Here is a 23,749-nt window from a genome sequence, read left to right as displayed (position 1 = left end):
ACTGTGTTGACCACTGTCCCGCCCGCTTCCGGCGCCCCCCTGGTCAGCGCCTGGCACCGGCTGCTCGCCGAAAACCCCGGCGGAACCGCCGAACTCGCCGAAGCGATCGAGAAGCGGATGAGCGTACAGCCCTGGCGTCACCCTGACAGCCCGGTGCCCGTACGTCCGCTGCTGCTGTCCCGTGCCGAGGCGGCCTGGATCACCCGAGCCGCCGCCGCCGTCGTGGGACTTGCCGTCGAGGAGTGCGCCCGACGCGCGGGCAGCCCGGCCGCGCTGGCCGAGGCCCTGGGCTCACCGCTGTCCCCACTCGTCACTGACCGTGCGTCGTGGAACCAGTGGTCCGCTTCCCAGGCACGGCCCGACCTGGTGCTCTCCGGTGGCGTCCCCAAGGTGCTGGAGTTGAACATCGGAAGCGCCATCGGCGGCCCGGAGGCTACGGCCCGTCTGGACGCCGTGTTGTGGTCCATGCCGCCGATCCGAGCGCGGGAGGCGGAGTGGAAGCTGAGCCGTGGCCGCTCGATCCAGGCCCGGCGGGAACTGCTGGTCCGTATGGCCCGGGACCGTTGCGCCAGTGTCCCCAGGATCGCGATCGCCGGGTGGAGCGCCGAGAACTTCCGCGAGACCGTGGCGGACGCTGAGGAACACGGCGTGCCGTGCTCCTTCGTTCAGCTGGAGGAACTGACCGAGGACGGAGGCCTCCGTGACGGGCAGGGCCGGCGCATCGACATCCTGCTGCAGAAGTTCCTCGCTGCGGGCGCCTACCTCGACGGCGAGCCGATGCGGGCGCTCGAGGAGGCCGTGGCCGGAGACTCGACGCTGATCGCGTCCCCGGAGTTGTCGACGCTCCAGTCGAACAAGAAGGTCTTGGCGTGGCTGACCGAGCGGTGCCCCGAACTGCCCTCCGCACAGCGGACCGTGATCGAACAGCATGTCCCGTGGACGGCGGATCTCGCGGACGGTCCGGTGCGTCGGCACGGCCGGCGACACGACCTGCTGGAACTACTCCTGCGTGACCGGAACTCCTTCATTCTCAAGCCGGCGGACGCGTTCGGCGGAAACGGCGTCTTGGTCGGCAGGGAGACCCCCTCGCGGAAGTGGGAGGAGGCGGTCCGGGACAAGGCCGGAACGGGGTGGGTCGCGCAGGAGTACTGCCGCCCCGACAACCACCCCGTGTCCGCGTTCGATCCCGCGTCCGGAGACGTCCTCCTACTGGAACGGCCCCACGTCATCAGCCCCTTGCTGTTCTCCGGCGCGGGGACCGGCTTCCTCACCCGCTTCACGCGGCCGGGGGGCGGCGCGGTTACCAGTGCGCAGGCGGGAGCCATAAACACGGTCTCCGTCCAAGGCTGACACGCGCGGCGTCCACCTGGCCGGACAGCCGGGTCCCAGGCGGTCAGACGACCTCTTGGGGTCCGGGGACCCTCCCCCGCGTGTCTGGCGGATGGCGCCCACGGCGTGGAGCAGGAGCCGGGCGAGGCCGGCGGGCAGCGCCGGTTCGTGCCGCTTGATGATGCGGACCTCCCCCGCGAAATCGGAAGCAGGCCTCCCATGCCGCCGAACCCGATCTGTACGCCACACCGGCTCACCCCCAGGCCTGGTCAAGCGGGGTGGCGGGCTCCAGTCGGCGTACGGGAGCAGGGCGCGGGCGGCGGCGGTCGGGTCGGTGCGGGAACATTTCTGACGGCGGCGGCCGACGCACGGTCGGCGAACCGAACCGAAGCGGCTGCGGCTGCCTCGGGATCTGCCTGTGACAGGCCTCGGATGGCCCGAAGCGGACGATTGTCCGACCGAGGGCGTTCTCTGCCGTGCGGGAACCTCACCCTGGCGCCCTGGCAGTCGTCCTCTTGAGAGTGAAGCGAATCCGAGAGCCGTACGGCGGTGGTGAGTTGGCTGAAGACTGTCTGCGGACACTTCGGAGACTCGGGTAGAGGCGGATGGCATGGGCGACGGGGTAATCCTGCTGGCGATGCGCGAGAACCCGCTCGGCGGAGGGGCCGACGGGGAGCAGCTGCGGCGGATCGGGAAGGAGTTGGAGAACCGCGGCCTCGCGCTGCGGTGGGCCCGCGACGCGCGGGAGGCCCGCGCGGTCATGCACACCGAGACCGGGCTGTCAGCTGCTGTGGTCGCCTGGGACCTCGGGGGCGGTGCGGGCACCGGGGGCGAGGAGGGCGGTGGGGCCGAGGTACTACGACAGATCGAGCGGCGTTTCAAGGATCTTCCGGTGTTCCTGGTGATGGCGGACGAGTCGGACGACGCCCTCGGCAGGCTGCCCCTGTGGGTGTCGGAGGCGGTCATCGGCTACATCTGGGCCCTGGAGGACACGCCCGCCTTCATCGCCGGCCGCGTCGCCACCGCCGCGCGCGCCTACCGGAAGGACGTGCTGCCGCCGTTCTTCAAGGCGCTGCGGCAGTTCGAGGACGCGCACGAGTACTCCTGGCACACGCCCGCCCACGCGGGCGGCGTGGCGTTCCTGAAGTCCGCAGCGGGGCGGGCGTTCTTCGACTACTACGGGGAGCGGCTCTTCCGCAGCGATCTGTCGATCTCGGTCGGTGAGCTCGGTTCGCTCTTCGAGCACAGCGGTCCGATCGGCGAGGCGGAGCGCAATGCGGCCCGGGTCTTCGGCGCCGACCGTACGTACTTCGTCCTGCACGGTGATTCCACCGCGGACCGGATGGTGGGCCACTACAGCGTGACCCGCGACGAGATCGCCCTGGTGGACCGCAACTGCCACAAATCGGTCCTGCACGGACTGGTCATCTCCGGTGCCAGGCCGGTGTACCTGGTTCCGACCCGCAACGGCTACGGCCTGGCCGGACCCCTGCCGCCGGCCGAGATCGGCTCCACGGCGGTGGCGGCGCGCATCGCGGGCAATCCGCTGTCGGAGGGAGCCGTGTCCCGCGAGGCGCAGTACGCCGTGCTGACCAACTCCACCTATGACGGCCTGTGCTACGACGCGGTGCAGGTGGCCCGCGCGATGGCGCCCAGCACCCCGCGTCTGCACTTCGACGAGGCGTGGTTCGCCTACGCCCGCTTCCACCCGCTCTACGCCGGCCGCTACGGGATGGCGGTGGGGCCCGACACCTTCGAAGGGCCGCTACGCCCCACGGTCTTCGCGACGCAGTCGACGCACAAGCTCCTGGCGGCCTTGTCGCAGACGGCGATGGTGCATGTGAAGTCCGCACCCAGGGCCCCGGTGGAGCACGACAGGTTCAACGAGACCTTCATGATGCACGGAACGACCTCGCCGCTCTATCCGGCTATCGCGTCACTGGACGTGGCGACCGCCATGATGGACGGCCCGCAGGGCGAGTGGCTCATCGAGGAGGCGGTCACCGAGGCGGTCCGCTTCCGCCAGGCCGTCGTGCGTACCGGCCGGCGCATCGCCGACGCGGGCGACCGTCCGGCCTGGTTCTTCGGCGTCTGGCAGCCCGACACCGTCACCGATCCGTCCACCGGTGGGCGCAGCGCGTTCGCCGACGCCCCCGCCGCGCTGCTGACGCGCGAGCCCAGCTGCTGGTACCTGGAACCGGACGCCCGGTGGCACGGCTTCCCCGGCTTGAGCAAGGGCCACTGCATGCTGGACCCGGTCAAGGTGACCCTGACCTGCCCGGGCGTCACCGCGACCGGTGAGACCGGCGAGTGGGGCATTCCCGCCCGCATCCTGACCGCCTACCTGGCCACCCGCGGCATCATCGTGGAGAAAACCGACACCTACAGCACCCTCGTGCTGTTCTCCATGGGCATCACCAAGGGCAAGTGGGGCACCCTCATGGACGCGCTCATGGACTTCAAAGCCCTCTACGACAGCGACGCGCCCCTCCACCGCGTCCTGCCCGCGCTCACCGGGCAGTTCGAGCGCCGCTACGCCGGCACCACGCTGCGCGCGCTGTGCCAGGACATGCACGAGCACCTCACCCGCGCCGAACTCATCACCGCCCTCGACGCCGCCTTCCAGCAACTCCCGCGCCCGGTCGCGCCGCCGCAGCACTGCTACCAGCAGCTCATCCGCCAGGGCACCCGGCGCCTGCGTCTCGCGGACGCCACCGGTCATGTCGCCGCGGCGATGGTCACCGTCACACCCCCCGGCATCCCCGTCCTCATGCCCGGCGAGGCCATCGGGGCCCCCGACGGGCCCCTCCTGCGTTACCTGCGGGCTCTGGAAGCCTTCGACCGGTCTTTCCCCGGCTTCCACAGCGAGGCCCACGGCGTCACCGTCGACCCCGAGACCGGCGACTACCTCATCGAATGCGTCCGTCAGAACACGGCATAGAACCCGGTCCCCTCCGACAAGCAAGGCCATTCGCAGACGTCGGCCGACCGGATCTGCCAGATGAACGGCCCGGTCTCAGATTCGGTGGTGACTCTGTTTGCTGAAGGATCATGGACGTCGATGTGCGACGGGTACCGATCAGCTTGTGCAGATGGCCGGAACGGCGAGATCCTTGTACGACGTTGCATCGAAAGCCAGAGGGCCGGCGGTTGTCGGATGCTGGGGCGTGTGGGTGGGCCTGTCCCGCACCTATCGCCGCGTGCACTGGTTCACCGACGTCATGGAGGGCTGGACCTGGACAGCGGTCGTAGCCGACCAGGCTCCCGCCTCGGATATCGTACTCCTAGACGGGGTGCCATAACGGATGTGGCGCCCCCCACGGAGGTAGTCAGCGTATGAGTTCGAAGCGCAGCAAGAATCCAGCCCTGCCCGTACTTGACGACGCGTTCCGGCTCGCGTCGGTCAAGGACACCGAGGAGTCAAGCCGTGACTTGGCCGCGCGGCTGGCCACCACGGAGCTGCGCCGCGTTTCCCACCCGGGCCGGGCCACCTGGGGGCCCACCGATGAGGCGGAGCCCGTTCCGGTTCCGCCGACTGTGGTCGACGGTGACGGGGACCTGTGGCTGCGGGACCGTGGTACCGGCACCTGGACCATGCCGGAGTTCGACCCGAAGGACTTCCCGGCCCGCTGCGGCGAGGTTCTGACGTGGAAGCAGCTTGCCTGCGAGTACGGCCCGCTGACCGGATTGGCCGACGATCGCCGCGTCGGCGGCCGCCGCTGACCGCTCAGCCCGCTGGGTTGACCGCGCCCCTACACGCCCTGGCCGGGAGCTCTCCGGCTCACCGCCGACCTCGACGCCGGCACAGTGCAGGAACGGCGTCGCTGACGCTTGCCGCTCCCGCTGACTCAGCGGTCGGGTCCACGGTCTTCGGACAGCACGAAGGGTCGCCCCCGACTGCACATGTTGGGCTTTGCAACGGGGCCGGGGCGGACCGCGATCAGCTCATTTCGCGAGTACGGTCGGGACCGCCCGGCCCCGTCGTTGAGGCTTGAAGGCTGGTGTTCCTGGTCGGGCCTTCCTCTACGAGGGCGGTCAGACCGGGCCCTGGCGGCCCGGGCCATTCGCGATCACACCTCGCTCGAGATCGATAGGCAACGGCTTCTCAGCTTGTTCTTCATCTACCCGCATGGCCTTGTTGCCGATCTCACGCTGATCGTGCGCTGGGTTCGGGGAGCCTGGCGGGTGGCGGGCGTATCGATGACGACACCGGTTCGGTGCTCGGTGGGGATCTCGACGGTGCCCGTGGAGTAGGCGCCGTCTTCGAGCATGGTCGCGGTAAGGTGGACGCCGGTGAGCTCTTCCGCGAGTGCGACGTAATTCTCCAGGTCGTAGGCACCGGTTTCGAGGTCGAACCCCGTCTGTCGCATGAGGTCGAGGAGACGGTCCGGTGTGCTGCCTTCTCGGTGGAGAGGACCTTCGAAGCGAGTGCGCAGCTCACCCTCCTCCCACCAGGAGAAAAGGGACATGGCGTTCGGGCTGCGGAAGTGCGAGACGCCGCGGGTGCCGCGAGTGGCGTGCTTCATCGCATCGGTGTGGATCTCGATGCCGCCGTTGATCTCGAGGGCCAGGACCCAGTCGGTGTCTTCGGCGTGGACCAGGGCGGCGCCGACGAACATGCGGTCGCCCCAGTCGTCCTGATCGTCCTGGAATTCACGGTCCCGGGCGATGAAGTCATCGAAGCCGTCGCAGTCCTCCTGCGGCTGGGCGCCGATGCGGGCGAGGTACTCACGCGGAGTGAGCCCGCGAACCAGCGTCAGGGTGTAGCCCTCAAGCAGGAAGCCGCAGTGGAAGTCGCGGAGCCAGGAGCGGCCGGCCGATTCAGCGTTCATGGGTGGCCATGGTGCCGGGCACCACCGACAGGCCGGCGAGGTGAGCGGCCCGTCGACGCACAACAGCGCGTCGGTCAGTTCGAACAGTCCGTCACGCCGGGCGGTCAGACACGCGTAGAGCTCTGCTCGGAAGCGTGACGCTTGCGCGAACGTTTCTCTCCGGACATCCGGGCACACCACACTCACGACACCGGCCTTCGGCCGGTTCCCCTCGTGACGGAGCACAGAATCAGACGAAGGCCGCTCTCCTGTCCGGCGAATCCCCAGGTGAGCGACGCAGGTGGAGACGCCGTTCGGATCCGGAAGATGAAAGAACAAGCTCAGGTTGCGACGAGTTCCCGCTCGCGGTCCGGCGTCTTGACCGGGGGCTTCTTGTTCGGCAGGGAGAGGCGGAAGACCTTGTGCCACGCGGAGTACACCTGCTTGGGCAGCGGCCCGGTGACGTATTCCAGCTCGTACTTCTCGAACAGCGCGCGCACCTTCACCGCGACCTCGGCGTACCGGTTGCTCGGCAGGTCCGGGAACAGATGGTGCTCGATCTGGTGCGACAGGTTGCCGGTCATGAAGTGCAGGGCCTTGCTGCCGCTGATGTTCGCCGAGCCCATCATCTGGCGCAGGTACCACTGGCCGCGCGTTTCGCCCTTGATGGACCGGCGCTCGAAGACCTGCACACCTTCGGGGAAGTGCCCGCACATGATCACCGAGTGGGTCCAGATGTTGCGGATCAGGTTCGCGGTGAACGTGGCGGCGAGCGTGGGGAGGAATGAGGGGCCCGACAGCAGCGGGTGGATCACGTAGTCCTTGAGCACCTGCTTGCGGATCTTGCGGCCCACGGCCCTGGCCTGCGCGCGGAACTCCGGATTCTTGCGGCGGCGCTTGTTCAGGTTCTTGCCGAGCTCCAGGTCGTACGCCGCGATGCCGTACTCGAAGAAGCAGGCGTTGATGAAGTTCCACAAGGGCTGGCCGAGGTGGAACGGGTGCCACCTCTGGTCCTCGTCGACACGCATGATGCCGTAGCCGAGGTCGTTGTCCTTGCCGATCACGTTGGTGTACGTGTGGTGCAGCTCGTTGTGCGAGTGCTTCCACTGCGCGGACGGCGAGACGTGGTCCCACTCCCAGGTGCTGGAGTGGATCTTCGGGTCCCGCATCCAGTCCCACTGGCCGTGCAGGATGTTGTGGCCTATCTCCATGTTGTCCATGATCTTCGCCACGGACAGACCGGCGGTGCCGAGGAGCCACGCGGGCGGGAAGAACGAGAACAGCAGCACGCTCCTGCTGGCCAGTTCGAGCTTGCGCTGCGCCGAGATGACCGCACGGATGTAGGCGGCGTCTTTCTCGCCGCGGCCGGCGATCACCGCGTCGCGGATCGCGTCCAGCTCGCAGCCGAGTTCCTCGATCTGCTCCGCGGTCAGGTGGGCGGTGGGGTCGATGGCGGTCAAGGTGCTTACCTACCGTTCGATGGTGCAGGGGCCCGCCGCGGCGGACACGCAGGTCTGGATGAGGACGCCCGGCTCGGCAGCGGTGATCTCGCCGGTGCGCAGGTCACGGACGGCGCCGGCCTTGAGCGGCGTGATGCAGCCGAAGCAGATGCCCATACGGCACCCGGAGGGCATGAGCACGCCGGCCTCCTCGCCGATGTCCAGCAACGGCGTGGCGCCGTCCGCGCTGACGGTCGTGCCGGTGGTGCTGAAGGTGACCTGGCCACCGTCGCCCGTGACGACGATGCCGGGGCGGAAGCGTTCTGTGTGCAGGCGCTCCTGTACGCCGTGCTCGGTCCAGTGTGCGTCGGCGGCGTCGAGCAGACCCGCGGGCCCACAGGCCCAGGTCTCGCGCTCGGTCCAGTCGGGCACGAGTTCTTCCAGACGAGCGATGTCGAGCATGCCGTCCGTGGTGGTATGCACCTCTGTGAGCCGCAGCTTCTCGTCCGCGACCAAGTCGTGCAGTTCGTCGCGGAAGATCACGTCGTGCGGCTGTGGCGCGCTGTGGACCATGACGACGTCGTCGAACTCGGCGTCGCGCAGCATGCCCATCACGGGCGTGATGCCGCTGCCGGCCGTCAGGAAGAGCACCTTGGCGGGCTTGGCCCGCGGCAGCACGAAGTCACCGGTCGGCTGGTCGAGCTGGATCAGCGTGCCCGGTCTCACCCTGCGGACCAGGTGGTTGCTGACCTTGCCGTCCGGGATCGCCTTCACGGTGATCGTGATGCGGCCGTCCCGGCGGTTCGTCGGGGAGGTGATGGAGTAGGCACGCCACAGGCGCACCCCGTCGACGTCGACCCCGAGCCGCACGTACTGACCGGCTGCGTGGCCGCGCCATCCCCGTCCCGGTCTGATCACGACAGTCGCGGCGTCACCCGTTTCGGGGCGCACGGCCTCGATGCGCCCTCGTAGATCTGCGCCCGTACGCAGCGGGCTGACCAGGTCGAGGTAGTCCGACGGCAGCAGCGGCGTCGTGACCATCTCCAGGAGTCTCCACGCCCTGCTGCGGAGGGCTGTACTCGTCATGGCTCCAGCTTGCTGGGCCGCAGGGCGTAAAGTCCTGACCGTAGGACGTAAATCTGGTCGGCTGAATTGTTCGCAGGGAACAAAACGTGAACCATGCAATCCGGAAAGCCAGCGAACTGGCTCTCAACGAGACGACGGTCACCGCACTTCGGGCCGCGCTGAAGACCACCGCCGACGAGGTCGTCCAAGCGATCATCGACGAGGTCCCTCCCTACGCCAACGCCCTTTCGGGCCGCATGGGCGGCACCATCCGCCGAGCCGTCCGTACCGCCCTGGGGCACTATCTGGACCTCGCGAGCGGGAACACCACTGGCGTCGACGCCAGTGACGCCGCCTACGAGCTGGGCCGCGGTGAGGTGCGCGACGGCCGTTCGATGGACGCTCTGCTCAGCGCCTACCGCGTCGGCGCCCGCGTGGCCTGGCGATGCCTGGCGGCGGGTGCCGTACCCGCGGGTCTCGCCGCCGCCGAGGTCGCCAAGTTCGCCGAGCTGACCTTCGCCTACATCGACGAGCTGTCCGCCGCGAGCGCCGCGGGCCACGCCGATGAACTGGCCGCCCGGGGCAGGGCCCATGAGCGCCTCCTGGAACATCTGGCGCGCGACCTCCTCGCCGACGCGAGCCCGGACGTGCTGCGGGCCTCCGTGCAACGAGCCGGATGGCAGCCTCCCCTCTCGCTGACCGCGGTCCTGTTGCCCGCCGACCAGGTCCGGCCGGCCTACCGCGCGCTCGACCCGAGCACCCTCGTCCTCGACGATCTGCCGGACGCCACCGGTGTGCTGCTCGTCCCCGATGCCGACCGATCACATCTCCTGCGGCAGCTGGCCGACCGCACCGCTGTGGTCGGCCCGGCCCGGCCGTGGACCCGTGCGTCCGCCTCGTACGCCCGAGCCGTACGCGCGCGCTCCCTCTCATCCGATGTTCGCGACACCGAAGACCACCTGCCCGAGCTGGTGCTGAGCGCCGACGTGGACGCGTTCGCAGACCTGCGTGCCCGAGCCCTCGCGCCGTTGCAGACCCTGTCCGTCGCGACCGCACGGCGTCTGGAGGAGACGTTGCGGGCGTGGCTGCTGCACCAGGGCAGGCGGGACGAGGTGGCGGCGGCGCTGTTCGTCCATCCGCAGACCGTCCGGTACCGGATGTCGCAGTTGCGAGAGCTGTTCCCGGAACTCGCATCGCCGCAGCGGGTCCTGGAGCTGACACTCGCGGTCGGCCTTCGGGTCGACTGACGCCCTCCTCGGCCGCGTCCGCGAGCAGGCGGTTACCGCTTCCGATCGCGTAGATCATCCACGCTGTGGTGCTCCAGCAGGACCTCGCCGCCGGGCCCCGCCGCTCTCGCCGGGCGGCGGTGTTGTAGCGGGTTGCAGAGAGGTCGGGGGCGGCCGGTTTCGCGAAGGCTGCCCCTCGTACGTCGGCTTCATCGCCGTCGTCCTCATCGTCTTCGGTAGGGGCGGTGCGATCGGCAGCTTCATCGGCGGCCACCGGTCACAGGGCCACGGCGACAAACCGATTCCCCAGTTGGTGCGGGACCCTGCCCCGTGCCCGCCTCGGCTCCGCGGGCCGCACGCAGCCGAGCCAGGACCAGCCGCTGCCCACGTCTGTCGCGAGTGCGTGTTCTTCAAGAGAGAGCAATGGTCTAGGCCAACCCATTGACGTGCATGCGTCATCAACCGATTCTGACCACACCTCTCCCGACAGGAGTCCCCATGAAGCGTCTTCGCGCTCTGCTCTGCGGTGTCGCAACCGCGGCACTGGCCACCACCGGTCTCGCGGCGTTCACCGCCCAGCAGGCTTCGGGTGCGTCCGCCGCCACGACCGCACTCAGTAACCGGTGGTACGCCGCCGCGCCGTATCTGATGCCGCACGACAACAACCCGCCGGACGCGGGCGCCATCATGGACGCCACCGGGCTCAAGGCGTTCCAGCTGGCGTTCGTCCTCGCCCCCAACGGGGGCGGCTGCACTCCGACGTGGGACGGGACGTCACCGGTCTCGTCCGACACGGCGGTGGGGTCGGTCATCAGCGCAATACGCGCCAAGGGCGGTGACGTGTCGGTCTCCATCGGCGGGTACGGGGGAACCAAGCTCGGCCAGTCCTGTCCCGACACGGCGTCCACCGCGGCCGCCTACCAGCAGGTCATCACGAAGTACCAATTGAAGGCGATCGACTTCGACCTGGAGGAGCCGGAGTACGAGAACACGGCCGCCATCGCCCATGAAATCGGCGCGGCCAAGATCCTCCAGCAGAACAACCCAGGACTCTACGTCTCGGTCACCACCGCAGGAACCGCCGACGGCACCGGGTGGTTCGGCAAGCAGATGCTCAACGAGGCCAAGGCGCAGGGCTTCACGCCGAACAACTTCTCGATCATGCCCTTCGACGGTGGATTCAACGGTGCGGCCGCGCAGACGAGCGCCCTGACGAACTTCAACGCCCTTCTGCAGTCCACCTTCGGCTGGGACGCGGCAACCGCGTACGCGCACCAGGGGTTCTCCGGAATGAACGGCCGCAGCGACACCGGTGAGTACTTCAGTCAGGCCGATTTCCAGACAGTGCTGGACTACGCCACCACCCACCACATGGATCGCTTCACCTTCTGGTCCCTCAACCGCGACCGCCCGTGCGCCCCCGTTGACAACAACGGCAAGACATCCGGCACATGCAGCAGCGTTGCCCAGTCGGACTGGGACTTCGCCAAGTACTCGGTGAAGTTCGCCGGAGTCACCCCGCCGACGACCACCCCGACAACCACGCCTCCGACCACTCCCCCGCCGGGGGGCAACTGCACCGCGGCAGCGTGGAGCAGCGGCGCCGTCTACACCGTCGGCAACACCGTCTCGTACGCCAGCCACATCTGGAAGGCCAAGTGGTGGACGCAGAACGAGACGCCCGGCAGCACGGGTGAATGGGGTGTCTGGCAGGACCTCGGCGCCTGCTGACAGAGAGCCGTACAGGGCGGCCGGGCCGAGTACCGCCGGCATGCCGCAGGGCCGCCCTTCCCGGGACGGCCCTGCGGTGTTGTACCCCATTGCCGCCTCGCTGCAACGGCGTTCGGCGTGTTCGGGAGGCCGTCTCGTACTCCACGACATCCCACGGACCGGTCCGGTTCGACATCTGGATCAGCAACACCCGCAGTCTGCGCGACCGCCTCGACCTGGCGCACGCGCACGACTCGGCGACTGGGCATGAGCCCCCGGTCCGGGGGCGGGCCCGCTGTCGGCGGCGGCATCGCCGTCCCGGCTTCGCTCCCTTCGGCGGGAAGGGTGTCCGGCTTCCGGTGGTTCCGGACTTGCGGAGGTCAGGCGGGCAGGAGCTGCCACTGGCGGTTGCGGTGGTCGCCGTCCGTGCCTTGCTGGGTGAGGGCGGTGGGAGCGTTGGTGCCTGCGTGCAGAAGCAGACCGCTGTGGTGGTTGGCGATCTCATAGATCCTGGAAGTGTCGGTCTCCGCGCTCATGGTGATGAGCCGCCACTGCTGGTGGGATGCGTCGCCTCCCAGATAGGCACGCTGCGCAACCGGCGCCCCCGGCGTCTCATGCGCGTCGGTGACTTCCAGGGCCTTGCCGCTGCGCACATTCTCGATCCGGTACAGGATCTCGCCGTCGGCCTGACCCGTAGCGATCAGCCGCCACTTCTGGTGTGCGCGGAGGGAGGCGAGGGACTGGTGGGCTGCGGCGCCGTCCTTGAGAGATTCACGGTAGACACCCATGCGGAGTTTGCTGCGGGTGTTGACCCACGAGACGACCGCTCCTGAGTCGGGCAGTCCGGCCATCTTCTCCGAGGTGATCTTGCGGATCCGATGATTGGCGTGGTCGGAGATGTAGAGGGTGTCGACGCAGTCCACAGCGAGCCCGTAGGGGTTCTGCAGTTGGGCGGAAGCTGCCGGACCGCCGTCCCCGCTGAAGCCCTTGCCTGCCGCGCCGACCACGGTGCTGATCGTTCCGTCGGGTGCGACCTTGCGGATCCGGTGGTTGCTGGAATCGGCGATGTACAGAGCGCCGGTGCTGTCCAGGACAACCCTGATGGGGTAATACAGTTGGGCGGAGGTGGCCGGTCCGCCGTCGCCCTTGACGCCGTAGCCGTTCATACCGGCGACCGTGGTGATCTTCCCGTCGGGCGTGATCTTCCGGATCCGGTGGTTGCCGGTGTCTACGACGTAGAGATTGTCGGCACTGTCGACTGTCACTCCTTGCGGGCCGTTGAGCTGGGCTGAGGCTGCCGGGCCGCCGTCACCAGTGAATCCGGCCCCTCGATGGCCCGCGATCGTGCTGATCTTGCCGTCCGCGGCGACCCTGCGGATCCGGTGGTTCCTGTGGTCGGCGATGTAGAGGTCACCTGCACTGTCCACCGCCACCCCGCAGGGCAGGTCCAGGCGGGCGGAGGTGGCCGGGCCGCCGTCTCCGGTGAATCCGTTCCCGTTCGTGCCGGCGACCGTGGTGATGGTCCCGTCGGGGGTGATCTTCCGGATCCGGTGGTTGTGGCCATCGGCGACGTAGAGGTTGCCCGCGCTGTCCAAGGTCAGTTCGCGCGGGTGGTACAGCTGCGCCGAGGCGGCGGGACCGTTGTCGCCCCGGTAGGTCCCCTTTCCGTCTCCAGCGACTGTGCCGATCTTCCCGTCCGTGGTGATCTTCCGGATCTGATGGTTGCCGAAGTCGGAGAAGTACACCGTGCCGAATGCGTCCACCACCACCCCGAGCGGCCTGTCCAGCTTCGCCGAGACAGCTGGACCACCGTCCCCCTCGCGTCCCGGGGTCCCGGTGCCCGCCACCGTAAAAATTTGAGCAACGAAGTCCTCGCCGCTCGTGTCCCCCGCTTCCGGAGTGCCCATCGACGTCCCTTCCCTGTTCATCACACCCCCGTCCGATACGGAGGGTTGTTTATCAACTCCAGCAAGTCACAGCGGAGTCAGGATGGCAAGATCACCTTCCGGGTGACCGGAACGATGCGCATTGACGCAACGACTGCCTGTGCAACGGCCGGGACAGCCCACGCCGCCACAACGAGAATCGCGGCACCAGGCCCGGTGCTGACGGCATCCGTCCGTTCGTCAGCACGAACACAACCGAACCGAGCACCGCGCAGCGACTGCCTTCGTCCGCTCGGTGACAGACCGCGCCCGGCGTCACCACAAGGGCTTGGCGTCGAGAGTTCCAGGTTGCGGTCCCTGTGGACAGCGCCTTGCAGGCCAGTCGGAGTCAGGTACGCCCGCGGGAACCATGTCGGTCATGCCCCTTCCGTTTCCGTCGCTCATTCGGACTTGGAACGGGGCGGCTTTTCCGCGGTCGCCTGGGGCGCCTGGGGAGCTTCCGGGGCCTTCGGCGTCTCGGGGGTCTTGGGGGGCTTGGTGTAGTCGCTTTTCTTCGGCCTGCTCTGCAGATCCTCGTCCTTCTGGAGGTCCCCTTCCTCCTTCACCGTCGCGCTCGCTTCCTTCATGCCGTCCGAGGCCGCCCTGGTGACCGATCCGGGATCCTGCGCGTACTGGGCCTGGTCGCCGGCGGACGCCTGGGTGATCTGGATGAAGGAGCCGAGGAAGCCCAGGACGGCCCGCGCTTCGGGCGACGTCTCCTGCACGATCTTGGCGCGGGAGGAGGCGCCGTGGATCGCGCTGCTGAACAGGCTGGGGGTGGTGTCGTCGTAGGTGTCGTCGTCGGAATCCTCGAAGTCGACGCCCTCACCCGGCCGGGACTTCGTGCTGTCGGTGGTCACGGAGAAGAGCCCGGCGCCCTTGCCCGCGGAGTTGAAGATGTTGTCGAACACCATGGTCGTCACCTCTGGTCGTCGCTGCCGCGGGGTTCCCGCTGGTCAGGGCTGCTTGTAGAGCGTCTGCTGGCTGACGGCCAGGTTTTCACCGTCGAGAAGGGTGTGGTGGACGTCGAGAGAGGAGACGACCTCGGCAAGCCCCTTCAAGCGGAAGCCGCCGGGCGCCAGGTCGATGTCGGCGATGTCGCGTGCGACCGTCCGGCTCAGGCCGGGGTAGGTTCCGGGCTGCGGCGGAGACAGGACCGCCACCGGCACCGCGTACTGCACCGCGATGAGCCCCGAGAAGGTCACCGGGATCTCGTAGGTGTACTGCTTGCGGGTGCGCCGCTGCGTCACGATGGTCTGCACGCGGGAGTTCGGCGGGACCGTGCCGGAGATCTGCGACTTCGAGGCCCAGCTGGTGGTCAGGGAGCCGCCGACGGTGGCAGCGATACCCAGGGCCAGCTGTGCGTTGAGCGAGGCGTTGCCGGTGGCGCTGCCCGAAGTCGTGAAGCCCACCGAGTTCGTCATCGTGTTCGACGAGGAATTCGTCGCGGAACTGCTGGCTGACGTCTCGGTGTTGTTGGCGTTGTCGACCCCGATGCTGTCCTTGCTGTTCTTGTTGGTCACCGTGTTCGAGTTCCTGTTCGCCGTTCCGTTCTGGCACGACGCCGCGAGCTGCGACTGCAGGTCCAGCCGGAGCTGGTTCTGCAGCTGCAACTGCAGTGATGCGCCCACACTGCCGCCGAAGGTGAGCTTGGCGTCCCCGTGCAGCGACCACGTGACACCGTTCGAGACGGTGAAGTCGACGGAGTCGGTGAACGTCATGTCGGACTGGCCTCGGTTGACGTAGGAACGCGAGGAGAAGGTGTCCGGCGGGGGCTGGCCGATGTCGCCCCGCACCTCGATCAGCGGCTCCCCGAGGTTCATGTAGGCGAGCCACCCCTGCTGGAACGCGGTCCCGGAGAAGGTGCCGAAGCTCGACTTGTTCATGGAGAACCCGACGGGCTGGTGCTTCGTGCCGTTGGGGTCGACGTAGACCAGGTTCGGGTGGTTCAGGATCGCCTGCCAGGTCTGCTCGATCTGGAGTTCCCGCAGGTTCTTCTTCGTCAGCGGCTGACGCTTCGCGTCTACCAGGCTGTACGCGGTGGAAGGCATCTACCCGTCCTCGACTCATTCCGGCCGGACCACGCTCGGCGAAATGTAAACAGAGATTTGCGAACGTTGCGGCAGCCGAAATTATCACAGTCCATATTGCCTAAAAAGGTGCGCTGGGCCTCCTTGCTCAATCGAGTGATCGGTTTTCGGCTACCTTTACCCAGCCGTACCCACGAACGAGGCGGTGAGCTGCCGTTCTGTCGATGAATCTCCCGTAGTAGGCGTCACTGCAAGTGAACCTTGGGGTCAGTCTTTCATTCGTTTTTGGACATACCTGAATCGAGAGCGATTGGGCTCGCTTTGATGCATCGTGATAGACCCCTGCGTTAAGCGTCCGAAGCGTTGTTCTCCGTATTCCAGAGCAGGTGAGGTTTCCGCGATGTACACACAAGAGCGCACGGCGATGTCCAATCTGGTGGTCGGCGGCCCGGTGGCGGTGAACAGTTACGACAACGCGATCGTGGCGGCACTGGTCGAGAACCGGCCGGTCATGCTCGTCCACGCCTTCAACGGCGGCTATCTGCGGCCCGCGGAGTTGAGGGAGGAGAGCCACGACAAGGGCGTCCAGCTGGCCACGGCCCTCGACCCGGCGACCAAGGAGGCGAAGGGCCACCTCTGGTACATCACCCCTGCCGGCTTCTTCGGCCAGCGGCCCCTGTACGTCATCGAGAGCGCCGCGGGGCAGGTCTCGCCCAAGCCCGCCCAAGGCCAGGTACCGGCCGGCACGGGCGGAGGCGATGCCGGCCGCGGTGACGACGGCATGCGGAAGGTGCGGCGCAGGCGTATCAGCGTCCATCAGGACGCCCCCCAGAGCACGGCCGACACCGTTCAGGTCGGTCTGCCCGACAAGGTCGGCGACAAGTGGCGCGGTCGCAACGGTGCGCCCGAGGACACCCAGCTCTGGGTCGTGACGGTGACGCCCTGGGGCGGCATCACCTTCGTGCCGATCACCCACCCCGACGCCATCCTCGGCTTCAAGGACCACGCGGTGACGGCCAACAGCGAGGTCCGTCTCACCTACAACTGGGGCGGGGACTTCACCGGCACGGTCATCAACACCTTCTACCCGCGTCTGCCCAACGAGTGGGACGTCCCCTACCACCACGTCTTCACGTGATCCGCGGCCACCGCCGCACCCCGCACGTCCCGACCTCACGTCCGTACCGCCTGGAAGAGGCACCACGATGCCCGTGCCCACCGAAGAACTGAAACTGGAGATCGTCAACGCCGCCACAGGGGAAACCCTCAGCACCGCTTCCGTGCCGGGCACGGACGGGGCGCTGGTGGTCCGCGACCCGGCCGACGGCGGGCCGAGCCCGGATCAGTGGCAACTCGCCCCCGTGCAGGCCGCGCCGGACGATCAGGGATATGTGATCCGCAACGCGGTCGGCGGCAGAGTCCTCGACAAGCCCGCCGCCGCGGACAGCGGTGTCCGCCAGGCGGCTGCCACCGCCGGCAAGGCGAGCCAGCAGTGGCACGTCGCCCCCGTCGAGGGGAAAGCCGGCCTCTACTTCATCGAGGCGTCCGACGGCACCGTCCTCGACCTCGACCCGGGCGACGGCGGTGCGAACGACACGGACGGCACCCCGGTCGTCCTGCGCGAGTACGACGACGGCTTGGAGAGCCAGCGATGGCGGTTCGTGCCTGCCGAGCCCGAGCGGGTCAGCGACCCCGTCCTGCGCTTCGCGCCACTGGACCACTGGAACGGTCGCCGGTCCTGGCGTCTGGTCCGCTCCTCCGCGCTGCGACCAGCGCCCGGCGCTTCACCCTCGTTCAGCGACATACTGCTGGTCCTCGAACAGTTCGGGAGCGATCAGGACGCCGGCGGATGGAAGAGCGAAGGGCTGGTCCCCGCTCCGAGCGGGCAGCAGGGCCGGTGGGCGGGGCTCGGTGCGCGGTTCGTCGCCGACGTCGCGGGAGCAGGCCGGGCCGACCTCATCGCGATCAAGCCCGCCAAGGGAGTCGAGTCATCGTCCAGCCGGGGTGACGGCACCTTCGACGACGACGGACACGTCCTGCACCCGCCCGCTCCCTCCGCGAACCCCGCGGACCTGTGGACCCTCGCGGACCTGAACGGTGACGGCAAACCCGACGCCGTCACGCTCGCAGCCGACGGCGTCCGAGTGTCGACGCAGGGCGAGGACGGTACGTTCGCGGCCGTGAGTGGCGAACCGGTCCTCAAGGCGTTCGGACACGGCGAAGAGGCCGGCGGCTGGCTGGCCGACAAGCACCCCCGCTTCCTGACCGACACCACGGGTGACGGCAGGCTCGACATCGTCGGCTGCCACGACGACGGTGTCTGGATCTCGCTCCAGGACGAGGACGGGACGTTCGCACCGCTCGCCGACGAGCCCGTCCTCAAGGCGTTCGGACACGGCGAAGAGGCCGGCGGCTGGCTGGCCGACAAGCACCCCCGCTTCCTCGCCGACACCACCGGCAACGGCCGCACCGACATCGTCGGCTGCCACGACGACGGCCTCTGGACCTCCCTCCAGAACGAGGACGGCACCTTCGAAGAACCCCTCTACGTCCTGGACGACTTCGGGACCGACCAGGGATGGAGCTCGGTGAAGGAGCACCCACGCTTCCTGATCAACACCGCCGGGGGCGAAGCGGCGGACATGGTCGGCTTCGGTCCGCAGGGAGTCGTCGTGGCGCGCGGACGCGGTGACGGCACGTTCGAGCCCGCCAAGCTCGTTCTGAACGACTTCGGAACGGACCAGGGATGGACCAGCGCGAAGCACCTCAGGTTCCTCGCCGACGTCACCGGCGACGGCATCCCCGGCATCGTCGGCTTCGGCGACCAGGGAGTCTGGGTGGCACACAGTCTCGGCGACGGCACGTTCGAGCAGGCCCAGTTCGTGTGCCGCGGATTCGGGCATGACGACGACGCGGGCGCCTGGCGGGTCGACCAACACCCCCGCTTCCTCGCCGACATCACCGGCGAGGGACGCCTCGACATCGTCGGCTTCGGCGGCCCAGGCGTGTACGTGGCGCGCAACCTCTACCGCCGCTTCAGGACTCGGTGACCCTCCTCGTTCCCGACGCCGGCACTCCACTCCACGACACAGAAGCGGAACGCAGCACGGCGTGGAAGCGAGTTCCCAGACCACCAGTGGGCAGCTCCTGCCCCCAAGTCCTGCACTCCACGTGAAAGAGGTAACTCCGATGCCCGTGACCGTGTACGCCGATGCCGACTACCAGGGAAAGAGCGCCACGCTCGGCCCGGGACGCCACAAGCTCGACCAAGGTATGAACGATGTCATCTCATCCGTCCGCGTTCCGGCCGGCTGGAGTGCCACGCTCCACGAGCACGCCGACTTCACCGGCCGGCAGGTCACCCTGGAGACCGACACCCGGAGCGTCGGAGACGGCCTCCACGACAAGGCATCCGCGATCGTCATCACGCCCCCGGACAAGCACGACGAGCACGCCCAGTTCGACGAGGACGACGAAGACGACTTCATCGTCTTTCAGGCATAAGCGCCGCCGCCGCTCCGGACACATACCGGCTGTTGGTCATATGGGCTGCAAGACGCGGTGTGGGAAGCGGTCGGCGAATGGCCGGCCGGACGGGCGCCCGCGCGCAGGTTGCAGGCCCGCAGGTTCCCGGTTCCCCAGGCCGGGCCCCGGTCAGGCCACAGGGGCCCGGACGCCGGCGACAGCCGTGACGGCCTCGTCGAGAATCGCCCGTCCCTGCTCCAGCTGCGCGTCCGTCACCGTCAGCGGCGGCAGGAGCTTGACGACGTCGTGCTGGGCGCCCGCGGTCTCCAGCAGCAGCCCCGCCCGGTAGGCGGCGTCGCACACCTCGCGGGCCGCCCCGGGCCGGTCGAAGGGCAGGCCCCACGACAGGCCCCGCCCGCGCGGGGCGGCGAGTCCGTGGCGACGGGCCGTCCCGGTGAGGGAGCGGCGCACCCGCTCTTCCAGCATCGCGGTCGGCCGGATTTTCGGCACCCCCGGTGACCACCGCAATCAGCGGATCGAGCGTCCTGCCCGCCTCGGCCGCCGGGACCGGCTCCGGACCGCGGTCGAAGGCATCGTCCACCAGCGTGATGAACGCCCCCCAGCACGCGAGGAGTCCGAACTCGGCCGGCGACGCGGACGGCACCGTGAAACCGGCCATACGTCCATGTCCAGCGCCCGCCAGCCGCCGCTCCTGGACCGGATCAGTCGCCAGCTTCCACCGCTCCACCTACTCCCGCGCGCCGCGCTCCCCCGCCTGCCAGCCGGCACCGCACACTCCCGACCCCACCGGAGCCCTCGATGCGCCCGCCCAGGGCAGGACCGGCACGTCTCCAGCAGAGCGACCACCATTCATGCCCTGCCCAACCCGCAACCCCTCACCCGCCATGGTGATCCCGGTCGCGTACCGAACCCGCCCGTGAGCCCCCTTTCACCCGTCGCTCTCCCGCCGGCCCCCGGCCCGGGCGGCTGGGTCGTAGCGGGCCGGCATGGGGAGCGTGTGTACCCCACCGACCACTGGACCATCAGCAGATGCGGTTCCCGCCCCGTCGGCGGCGGGGGCCGGTTCGCCCCGGCGGCCACCGCAGCCGTGGCCGAACGGGCCGTCGCTCGATGTTCGATCACGCGCCGTACACCCGCAACTCCGAGAGTTGGCCGGCCGGCCAGCCGGTGTTGGCAGTGAAGATCAGGCGCAGGTAGCGGGTGCTCGTGCCGGTGGGCAGCGTCAGGGTGGCGGTGTTCCCGGTGGAGGGGTCGAAGGTGTATGGGGAGGCGCCGAGCAGGGTGGTGTAGGACGTGCCGTTGGTGCTGCCCTGGACGGTGACGGTCTGGGTGCGGGTGGCCCAGACGGTGGCCGGGGGGAGGGTCAGAACGATGTTGCGGGCGCCCGTGGCGGTGCCCAGATCCACCCCGAACCACTGGGGGAAGGCGTTGTTGGCACTCTCCCAGTACGTGTCGGTGTTGCCGTCGACCGCGTTGCCCGGGCCGTAGGACTGGGTGGAGCTGCTTGCCGTCGTCGGCCGGTACAGCGCGAGGTTGATGCGGGGGGAGCCGCTGGTGGTCACGATGACCTGGACCGACGGCTGAGAGACGGTGCCGGCCGCGTCGAGGGCCTGGATGTCGAAGGTGTAGGAGGTCGAGGCGGTGAGCCCGGTGACCGTGAAGGCGTTGACGTTCGCGGGGGCGGTGCCGATCGGGGTGGCGGTGCCGTCGGTGATCCGGCGGATGCGGTACCCCGTCACACCCACGTTGTCGGTGGAGGCGGTCCAGGTGAGCGCCACCGTGGTGTCGGTTACCGCGGTCACCCGGAAGTTCCCCGGCACCGTCGGCGGTACGGTGTCGCCGCCGAGCACCGGCGGAGTGGGCCGGAGGGGGGTGAGGGGGGTCTGGCCCTTCAGCATCCGGCCGCCGTCGCCGGTCAGGCGCAGGTAGTAGTCGGAGGAGCAGGCAGTTCCGTCCTCGTCGAGGGCAAGAAAGCTCGAACCGGTGGGTACCCAGGCCTGGGACTCGGCGGTCTTGGCGATCTGGTTGCCCTCGTTGTATTCGTCGAACATGGAGATGTAGGCGCTCGGCACCCCGGCCCGTCCCATGTTGTAGAACTGCCGCCACATGAAGTCACCATGAGCTCGCTGGCGTTCGGTGACTCCACCGGGCAGCACGCACGGCTGGTAGTCGATGCCATGTGCGGCGCACTCGGCAGCGTCGGGCACGGTCGCGACGTCGTAGAAGTGGTCGGCGTCTCCCGCGTTGCCGATACGGCCGACCAGCCAGGGCGAGAGCATGTCGAAGGCGTGGTAGACGCCGGAGAAGCCCGGCCGGGAGTCCCTGTCACCCGTCCGCCACCAGGTCGGGACACCGCCGATCACGTAACATCCCTGGTTTTTGAACCAGTTGACGACATCCAGACACTGATCCGGGGTGAAGGGACGCTGGGCGTCGTTGAAGCCGAAGCCCCAGATGCAGACCACCGGCTTGCCGTTCTGCTTCGCGTAGGCGGGCGAGGCCGTGTGGGAGCGCATCTTGGCGGTCCAGTCGGCCTTGATGTCGCCTTGCATGGTCGTCCAGTCCGAGACGTCATACATGATGTAGAACTTCACGCCCTGGGACTCGGCTGCGCTGCGCACTTTGCCGGCCATGGCGTCGCGGGTCGGGCCTTCGCCTCCGGTGGGGTTGAAGCGCTGGAGGGCGGCGGTGTCGATGCCGTACTCCTTCATCCACCGGAAGTGCACGTCGACCGTTGACTGGTCGTAGGAGGAGAACAGGGCGGCCGGCTGCCCGTTGCCGAGATTGCTGAAGGCCGTGCGGTAGGTGGTCGGACAGTCACGTACGTCGGGCCAGGAGACGATGGCCTTGTTGCTCATGGACGGTGACTGGCCCCAGTTCTGGGACCAGTGCCACCAGCCGTTGATCGGGGCACTGTCCCCGGCGCAGGCAAACCATCCCTGGTACCCCACGGTCACCTTGCCTACCACGTCGCCGGGCGGACTCGCCGCGACGGCGGGGCGGGCCAGCGTGGTCTGGCCCAGCCCCAGGGCACCGACGGCCCCTGCTGCGGTGGCCGCCTGCAGGATCGCACGACGTGTAACACCCATCTGTTTCCTCCCGGTATGACGAACTCGCTGCGACCGATTGGATCCGTCCATGCCGTCGGGGCAAGGCGGTGACACGGAGCGTATTGTCATGGACACAAAGACGCAATGGACAGCGGAGAACTCGCAAAAAACCACGGGAACCGAGAAACAGAGAGTCTGGGCCGTCGGGCTGTCGGACGGTAGAGGGGCTGCGGCCGGACGGGAAGTTCGCGACGGCCGAGAGCAGGAACGGCCACCACGCCACCCTCGTGCGGCACGACCTCCATGCCGGCGACAAGTTCGTCGTTGTCGTCGTCTCGGGCGGGACCAGCGCTCCGAAGGCGGCGCCCGCACCGCTCTCGACGGCCGACACCGGTGGAAGCGCGGGGCAGCGGGTTCGTGGTCTGCCCTTCCCCTTCCCCGCCCGCACCCCGCAGCCAAGCCCCCTGAGCGGTACTGGCTCGGACGCGTCCATCGAGCGAACACGTCCGACCTCGTCTCCGTGACCGTGCGGGCTTGCGGGTGAGCCATGCGTCAACAGGTGCGCCTGCGGGCCCGTGGTCGGCTCAGCGCTGGTGTCCCCCCGCTGCGGACGGGTAACGAGATCTCATGCGCTGACTCAGGGCCTGCGGCCGGCCGGCGGAAGCGGCAGAGGTCCCGCCGGCCCGCCATTCGAGTGCTTGCGGGGTCTCGCTGAACTCCACCAGGTGTTCTCCCGCGAAGCGTTCCAGTGCGGTGCGCACCTCGGCGGGAGTGACGCAGAAGAACTCTTTCCTGCTGTTGACGCGGTTGACGCGCCGGTCGGCGAACTTCTGATGGAGTCGGGTTTCCAGGCCGTCGGCGTCCTTGCTGAAGATCAGGGCGTGGACGTCGAAACGGAAAGGGACGGCGGCACCGCTGAGTTCGTGGACACGGTCGAGGGGTTCAAGACGTCGGGTCATGCCGATCTTGACGATGCTGTCCCCGAAAGCGCCGATGTCGGAGACGACGTAGACGTAGCCGGTGCGGATATTCGCCGCCCGTGCGTCGACGTCCTGGAGTGCCTGCTGGATCTCGGCCGGTTCGGCCTCCATGTCGCGTGCCGCCTCGTAGCTGCCCTGGGAACGGAGGCGTTCGAGAGCGGCCTCGTAGTGGTTGAGTTCCTTGTTGAGCTTCTCTCATTCGCGATCCAGCTCACGCTGGGCTGCCGCCTCCTCGCGGGTTCTCTCGGCGTCCTTGGCGACCTGCTTGCTTTCGCTCTTGATGACTTTGACGGCCTGGCGTGCTTCCTCGACGATCCCTTCGGCCTCGGTCCGGGCCCGTGTCAGCAGCACGGCCGCTTCCTGAGGTGTGCGCTCCACCAGCCCGGCAACCTGCGCGGCGTCCACGCCATGAGCCTGCGCGATCCATGCCCTCAGCTCTTCGAGCTCACTGGTGTCATCGTGTTTCCGGCGGCCGAACCAGCCCCGCTTCCGGCCGGCAGACGGCCCGGACCGAGGAACGTACTGGTGGGGCACGGCACCGGTCGCCGGAGCGGTTTCGGGAGACTCAGCCAGCCACAACTGCCAGCCCGGCGGAGGCGGCGGGCCCCGAAGGATGGCCGGACACCCAGGGGCGGGTGCCGAAAACTGGTTTCAGCCGTTTTCCCCCGATGCGGGAGCGTTGGAGGTTTGAGCGGATC

General features: G+C 68.5%; 19 protein-coding genes and 1 pseudogene. 9 read left to right on the top strand and 11 right to left on the bottom strand.

Features of this window, described 5'->3' with window-relative positions:
- Positions 1–6 precede the first annotated feature (6 nt).
- From ACFYPN_RS30950 to ACFYPN_RS30935, 4 genes are all read left to right on the top strand, one after another.
- Positions 7–1,350: a hypothetical protein gene (locus tag ACFYPN_RS30950; protein ID WP_389302857.1), complete on the top strand. Its 1,344-nt coding sequence runs from the start codon at positions 7–9 to the stop codon at positions 1,348–1,350.
- Positions 1,351–1,939: 589 nt separating this feature from the next.
- Positions 1,940–4,270 (top strand): Orn/Lys/Arg decarboxylase N-terminal domain-containing protein, encoded by a 2,331-nt coding sequence (locus ACFYPN_RS30945; protein ID WP_389302854.1) that lies wholly within the window; start codon positions 1,940–1,942, stop codon positions 4,268–4,270.
- A 151-nt stretch (positions 4,271–4,421) separates the two neighbouring features.
- Positions 4,422–4,631 (top strand): phosphatase PAP2 family protein, encoded by a 210-nt coding sequence (locus ACFYPN_RS30940; RefSeq protein WP_358760643.1) that lies wholly within the window; start codon positions 4,422–4,424, stop codon positions 4,629–4,631.
- A gap of 34 nt (positions 4,632–4,665) precedes the next feature.
- Entirely contained in the window at positions 4,666–5,052 is a 387-nt protein-coding gene (locus ACFYPN_RS30935; protein ID WP_389302851.1) for a hypothetical protein, read from the top strand.
- A 398-nt stretch (positions 5,053–5,450) separates the two neighbouring features.
- Here the strand turns inward: ACFYPN_RS30935 and ACFYPN_RS30930 are convergent, their stop codons facing one another.
- The 4 genes and pseudogenes from ACFYPN_RS30930 to ACFYPN_RS30915 form a co-directional block, all read right to left on the bottom strand.
- The gene (locus tag ACFYPN_RS30930; protein ID WP_389302894.1) at positions 5,451–6,161 is read right to left on the bottom strand and encodes a DUF6461 domain-containing protein; all 711 of its coding nucleotides are present in this window, start codon (positions 6,159–6,161) and stop codon (positions 5,451–5,453) included.
- A 33-nt stretch (positions 6,162–6,194) separates the two neighbouring features.
- A pseudogene (locus ACFYPN_RS30925) lies at positions 6,195–6,347 on the bottom strand (transposase); the annotation flags it as partial.
- A 134-nt stretch (positions 6,348–6,481) separates the two neighbouring features.
- Entirely contained in the window at positions 6,482–7,600 is a 1,119-nt protein-coding gene (locus ACFYPN_RS30920) for a fatty acid desaturase family protein (RefSeq protein WP_389302849.1), read from the bottom strand.
- Positions 7,601–7,609: 9 nt separating this feature from the next.
- Positions 7,610–8,620 (bottom strand): ferredoxin reductase, encoded by a 1,011-nt coding sequence (locus tag ACFYPN_RS30915; RefSeq protein ID WP_358760667.1) that lies wholly within the window; start codon positions 8,618–8,620, stop codon positions 7,610–7,612.
- Between the two features lie 131 nt (positions 8,621–8,751).
- Between ACFYPN_RS30915 and ACFYPN_RS30910 the strand changes: the two genes are divergently transcribed.
- Both ACFYPN_RS30910 and ACFYPN_RS30905 read left to right on the top strand, forming a co-directional pair.
- Positions 8,752–9,891, top strand: coding sequence for a helix-turn-helix domain-containing protein (locus ACFYPN_RS30910; RefSeq protein ID WP_358760640.1), 1,140 nt, complete (start codon positions 8,752–8,754; stop codon positions 9,889–9,891).
- 477 nt (positions 9,892–10,368) lie between these two features.
- Positions 10,369–11,601, top strand: coding sequence for a chitinase (locus ACFYPN_RS30905; RefSeq protein ID WP_389302846.1), 1,233 nt, complete (start codon positions 10,369–10,371; stop codon positions 11,599–11,601).
- A gap of 359 nt (positions 11,602–11,960) precedes the next feature.
- Here ACFYPN_RS30905 and ACFYPN_RS30900 read toward each other — a convergent pair whose 3' ends face one another.
- The 3 genes from ACFYPN_RS30900 to ACFYPN_RS30890 all read right to left on the bottom strand — a co-directional run bounded on the left by ACFYPN_RS30900 (position 11,961) and on the right by ACFYPN_RS30890 (position 15,556).
- Positions 11,961–13,487 carry an RICIN domain-containing protein gene (locus ACFYPN_RS30900; protein ID WP_389302844.1) on the bottom strand — a complete coding sequence of 509 codons (1,527 nt, stop codon included), beginning with the start codon at positions 13,485–13,487 and terminating at the stop codon, positions 11,961–11,963.
- A 419-nt stretch (positions 13,488–13,906) separates the two neighbouring features.
- Positions 13,907–14,419: a hypothetical protein gene (locus tag ACFYPN_RS30895; RefSeq protein ID WP_389302841.1), complete on the bottom strand. Its 513-nt coding sequence runs from the start codon at positions 14,417–14,419 to the stop codon at positions 13,907–13,909.
- A gap of 42 nt (positions 14,420–14,461) precedes the next feature.
- Positions 14,462–15,556, bottom strand: coding sequence for a hypothetical protein (locus tag ACFYPN_RS30890; protein WP_389302838.1), 1,095 nt, complete (start codon positions 15,554–15,556; stop codon positions 14,462–14,464).
- 379 nt (positions 15,557–15,935) lie between these two features.
- On the opposite strand from ACFYPN_RS30890, the gene ACFYPN_RS30885 reads away from it, so the two are divergent.
- The 3 genes from ACFYPN_RS30885 (at position 15,936) to ACFYPN_RS30875 (ending at position 19,039) form a co-directional block, all read left to right on the top strand.
- Complete coding sequence (locus ACFYPN_RS30885; protein WP_389302835.1) at positions 15,936–16,673, top strand: hypothetical protein; 738 nt, start codon at positions 15,936–15,938, stop codon at positions 16,671–16,673.
- A 67-nt stretch (positions 16,674–16,740) separates the two neighbouring features.
- Entirely contained in the window at positions 16,741–18,585 is a 1,845-nt protein-coding gene (locus ACFYPN_RS30880) for an RICIN domain-containing protein (RefSeq protein WP_389302832.1), read from the top strand.
- A gap of 139 nt (positions 18,586–18,724) precedes the next feature.
- The gene (locus ACFYPN_RS30875; protein ID WP_358760633.1) at positions 18,725–19,039 is read left to right on the top strand and encodes a peptidase inhibitor family I36 protein; all 315 of its coding nucleotides are present in this window, start codon (positions 18,725–18,727) and stop codon (positions 19,037–19,039) included.
- A gap of 150 nt (positions 19,040–19,189) precedes the next feature.
- Here ACFYPN_RS30875 and ACFYPN_RS30870 read toward each other — a convergent pair whose 3' ends face one another.
- From ACFYPN_RS30870 to ACFYPN_RS30855, 4 genes are all read right to left on the bottom strand, one after another.
- Entirely contained in the window at positions 19,190–19,510 is a 321-nt protein-coding gene (locus tag ACFYPN_RS30870; protein WP_358760632.1) for an aminotransferase class III-fold pyridoxal phosphate-dependent enzyme, read from the bottom strand.
- A 629-nt stretch (positions 19,511–20,139) separates the two neighbouring features.
- Positions 20,140–22,110, bottom strand: coding sequence for a discoidin domain-containing protein (locus ACFYPN_RS30865; RefSeq protein WP_358760631.1), 1,971 nt, complete (start codon positions 22,108–22,110; stop codon positions 20,140–20,142).
- Positions 22,111–22,655: 545 nt separating this feature from the next.
- A complete protein-coding gene (locus tag ACFYPN_RS30860) occupies positions 22,656–23,162 on the bottom strand; it encodes a GIY-YIG nuclease family protein (protein WP_358760630.1) in 507 nt (168 codons plus the stop codon).
- Positions 23,163–23,246: 84 nt separating this feature from the next.
- A complete protein-coding gene (locus ACFYPN_RS30855) occupies positions 23,247–23,456 on the bottom strand; it encodes a hypothetical protein (protein WP_358760629.1) in 210 nt (69 codons plus the stop codon).
- Positions 23,457–23,749 lie beyond the last annotated feature (293 nt).

The organism is Streptomyces sp. NPDC005576, from assembly GCF_042871745.1.
Lineage (GTDB): Bacteria > Actinomycetota > Actinomycetes > Streptomycetales > Streptomycetaceae > Streptomyces.
Note: the sequence above shows the minus strand (reverse complement) of the source record. Positions and strands in the feature narration are given on the sequence as shown.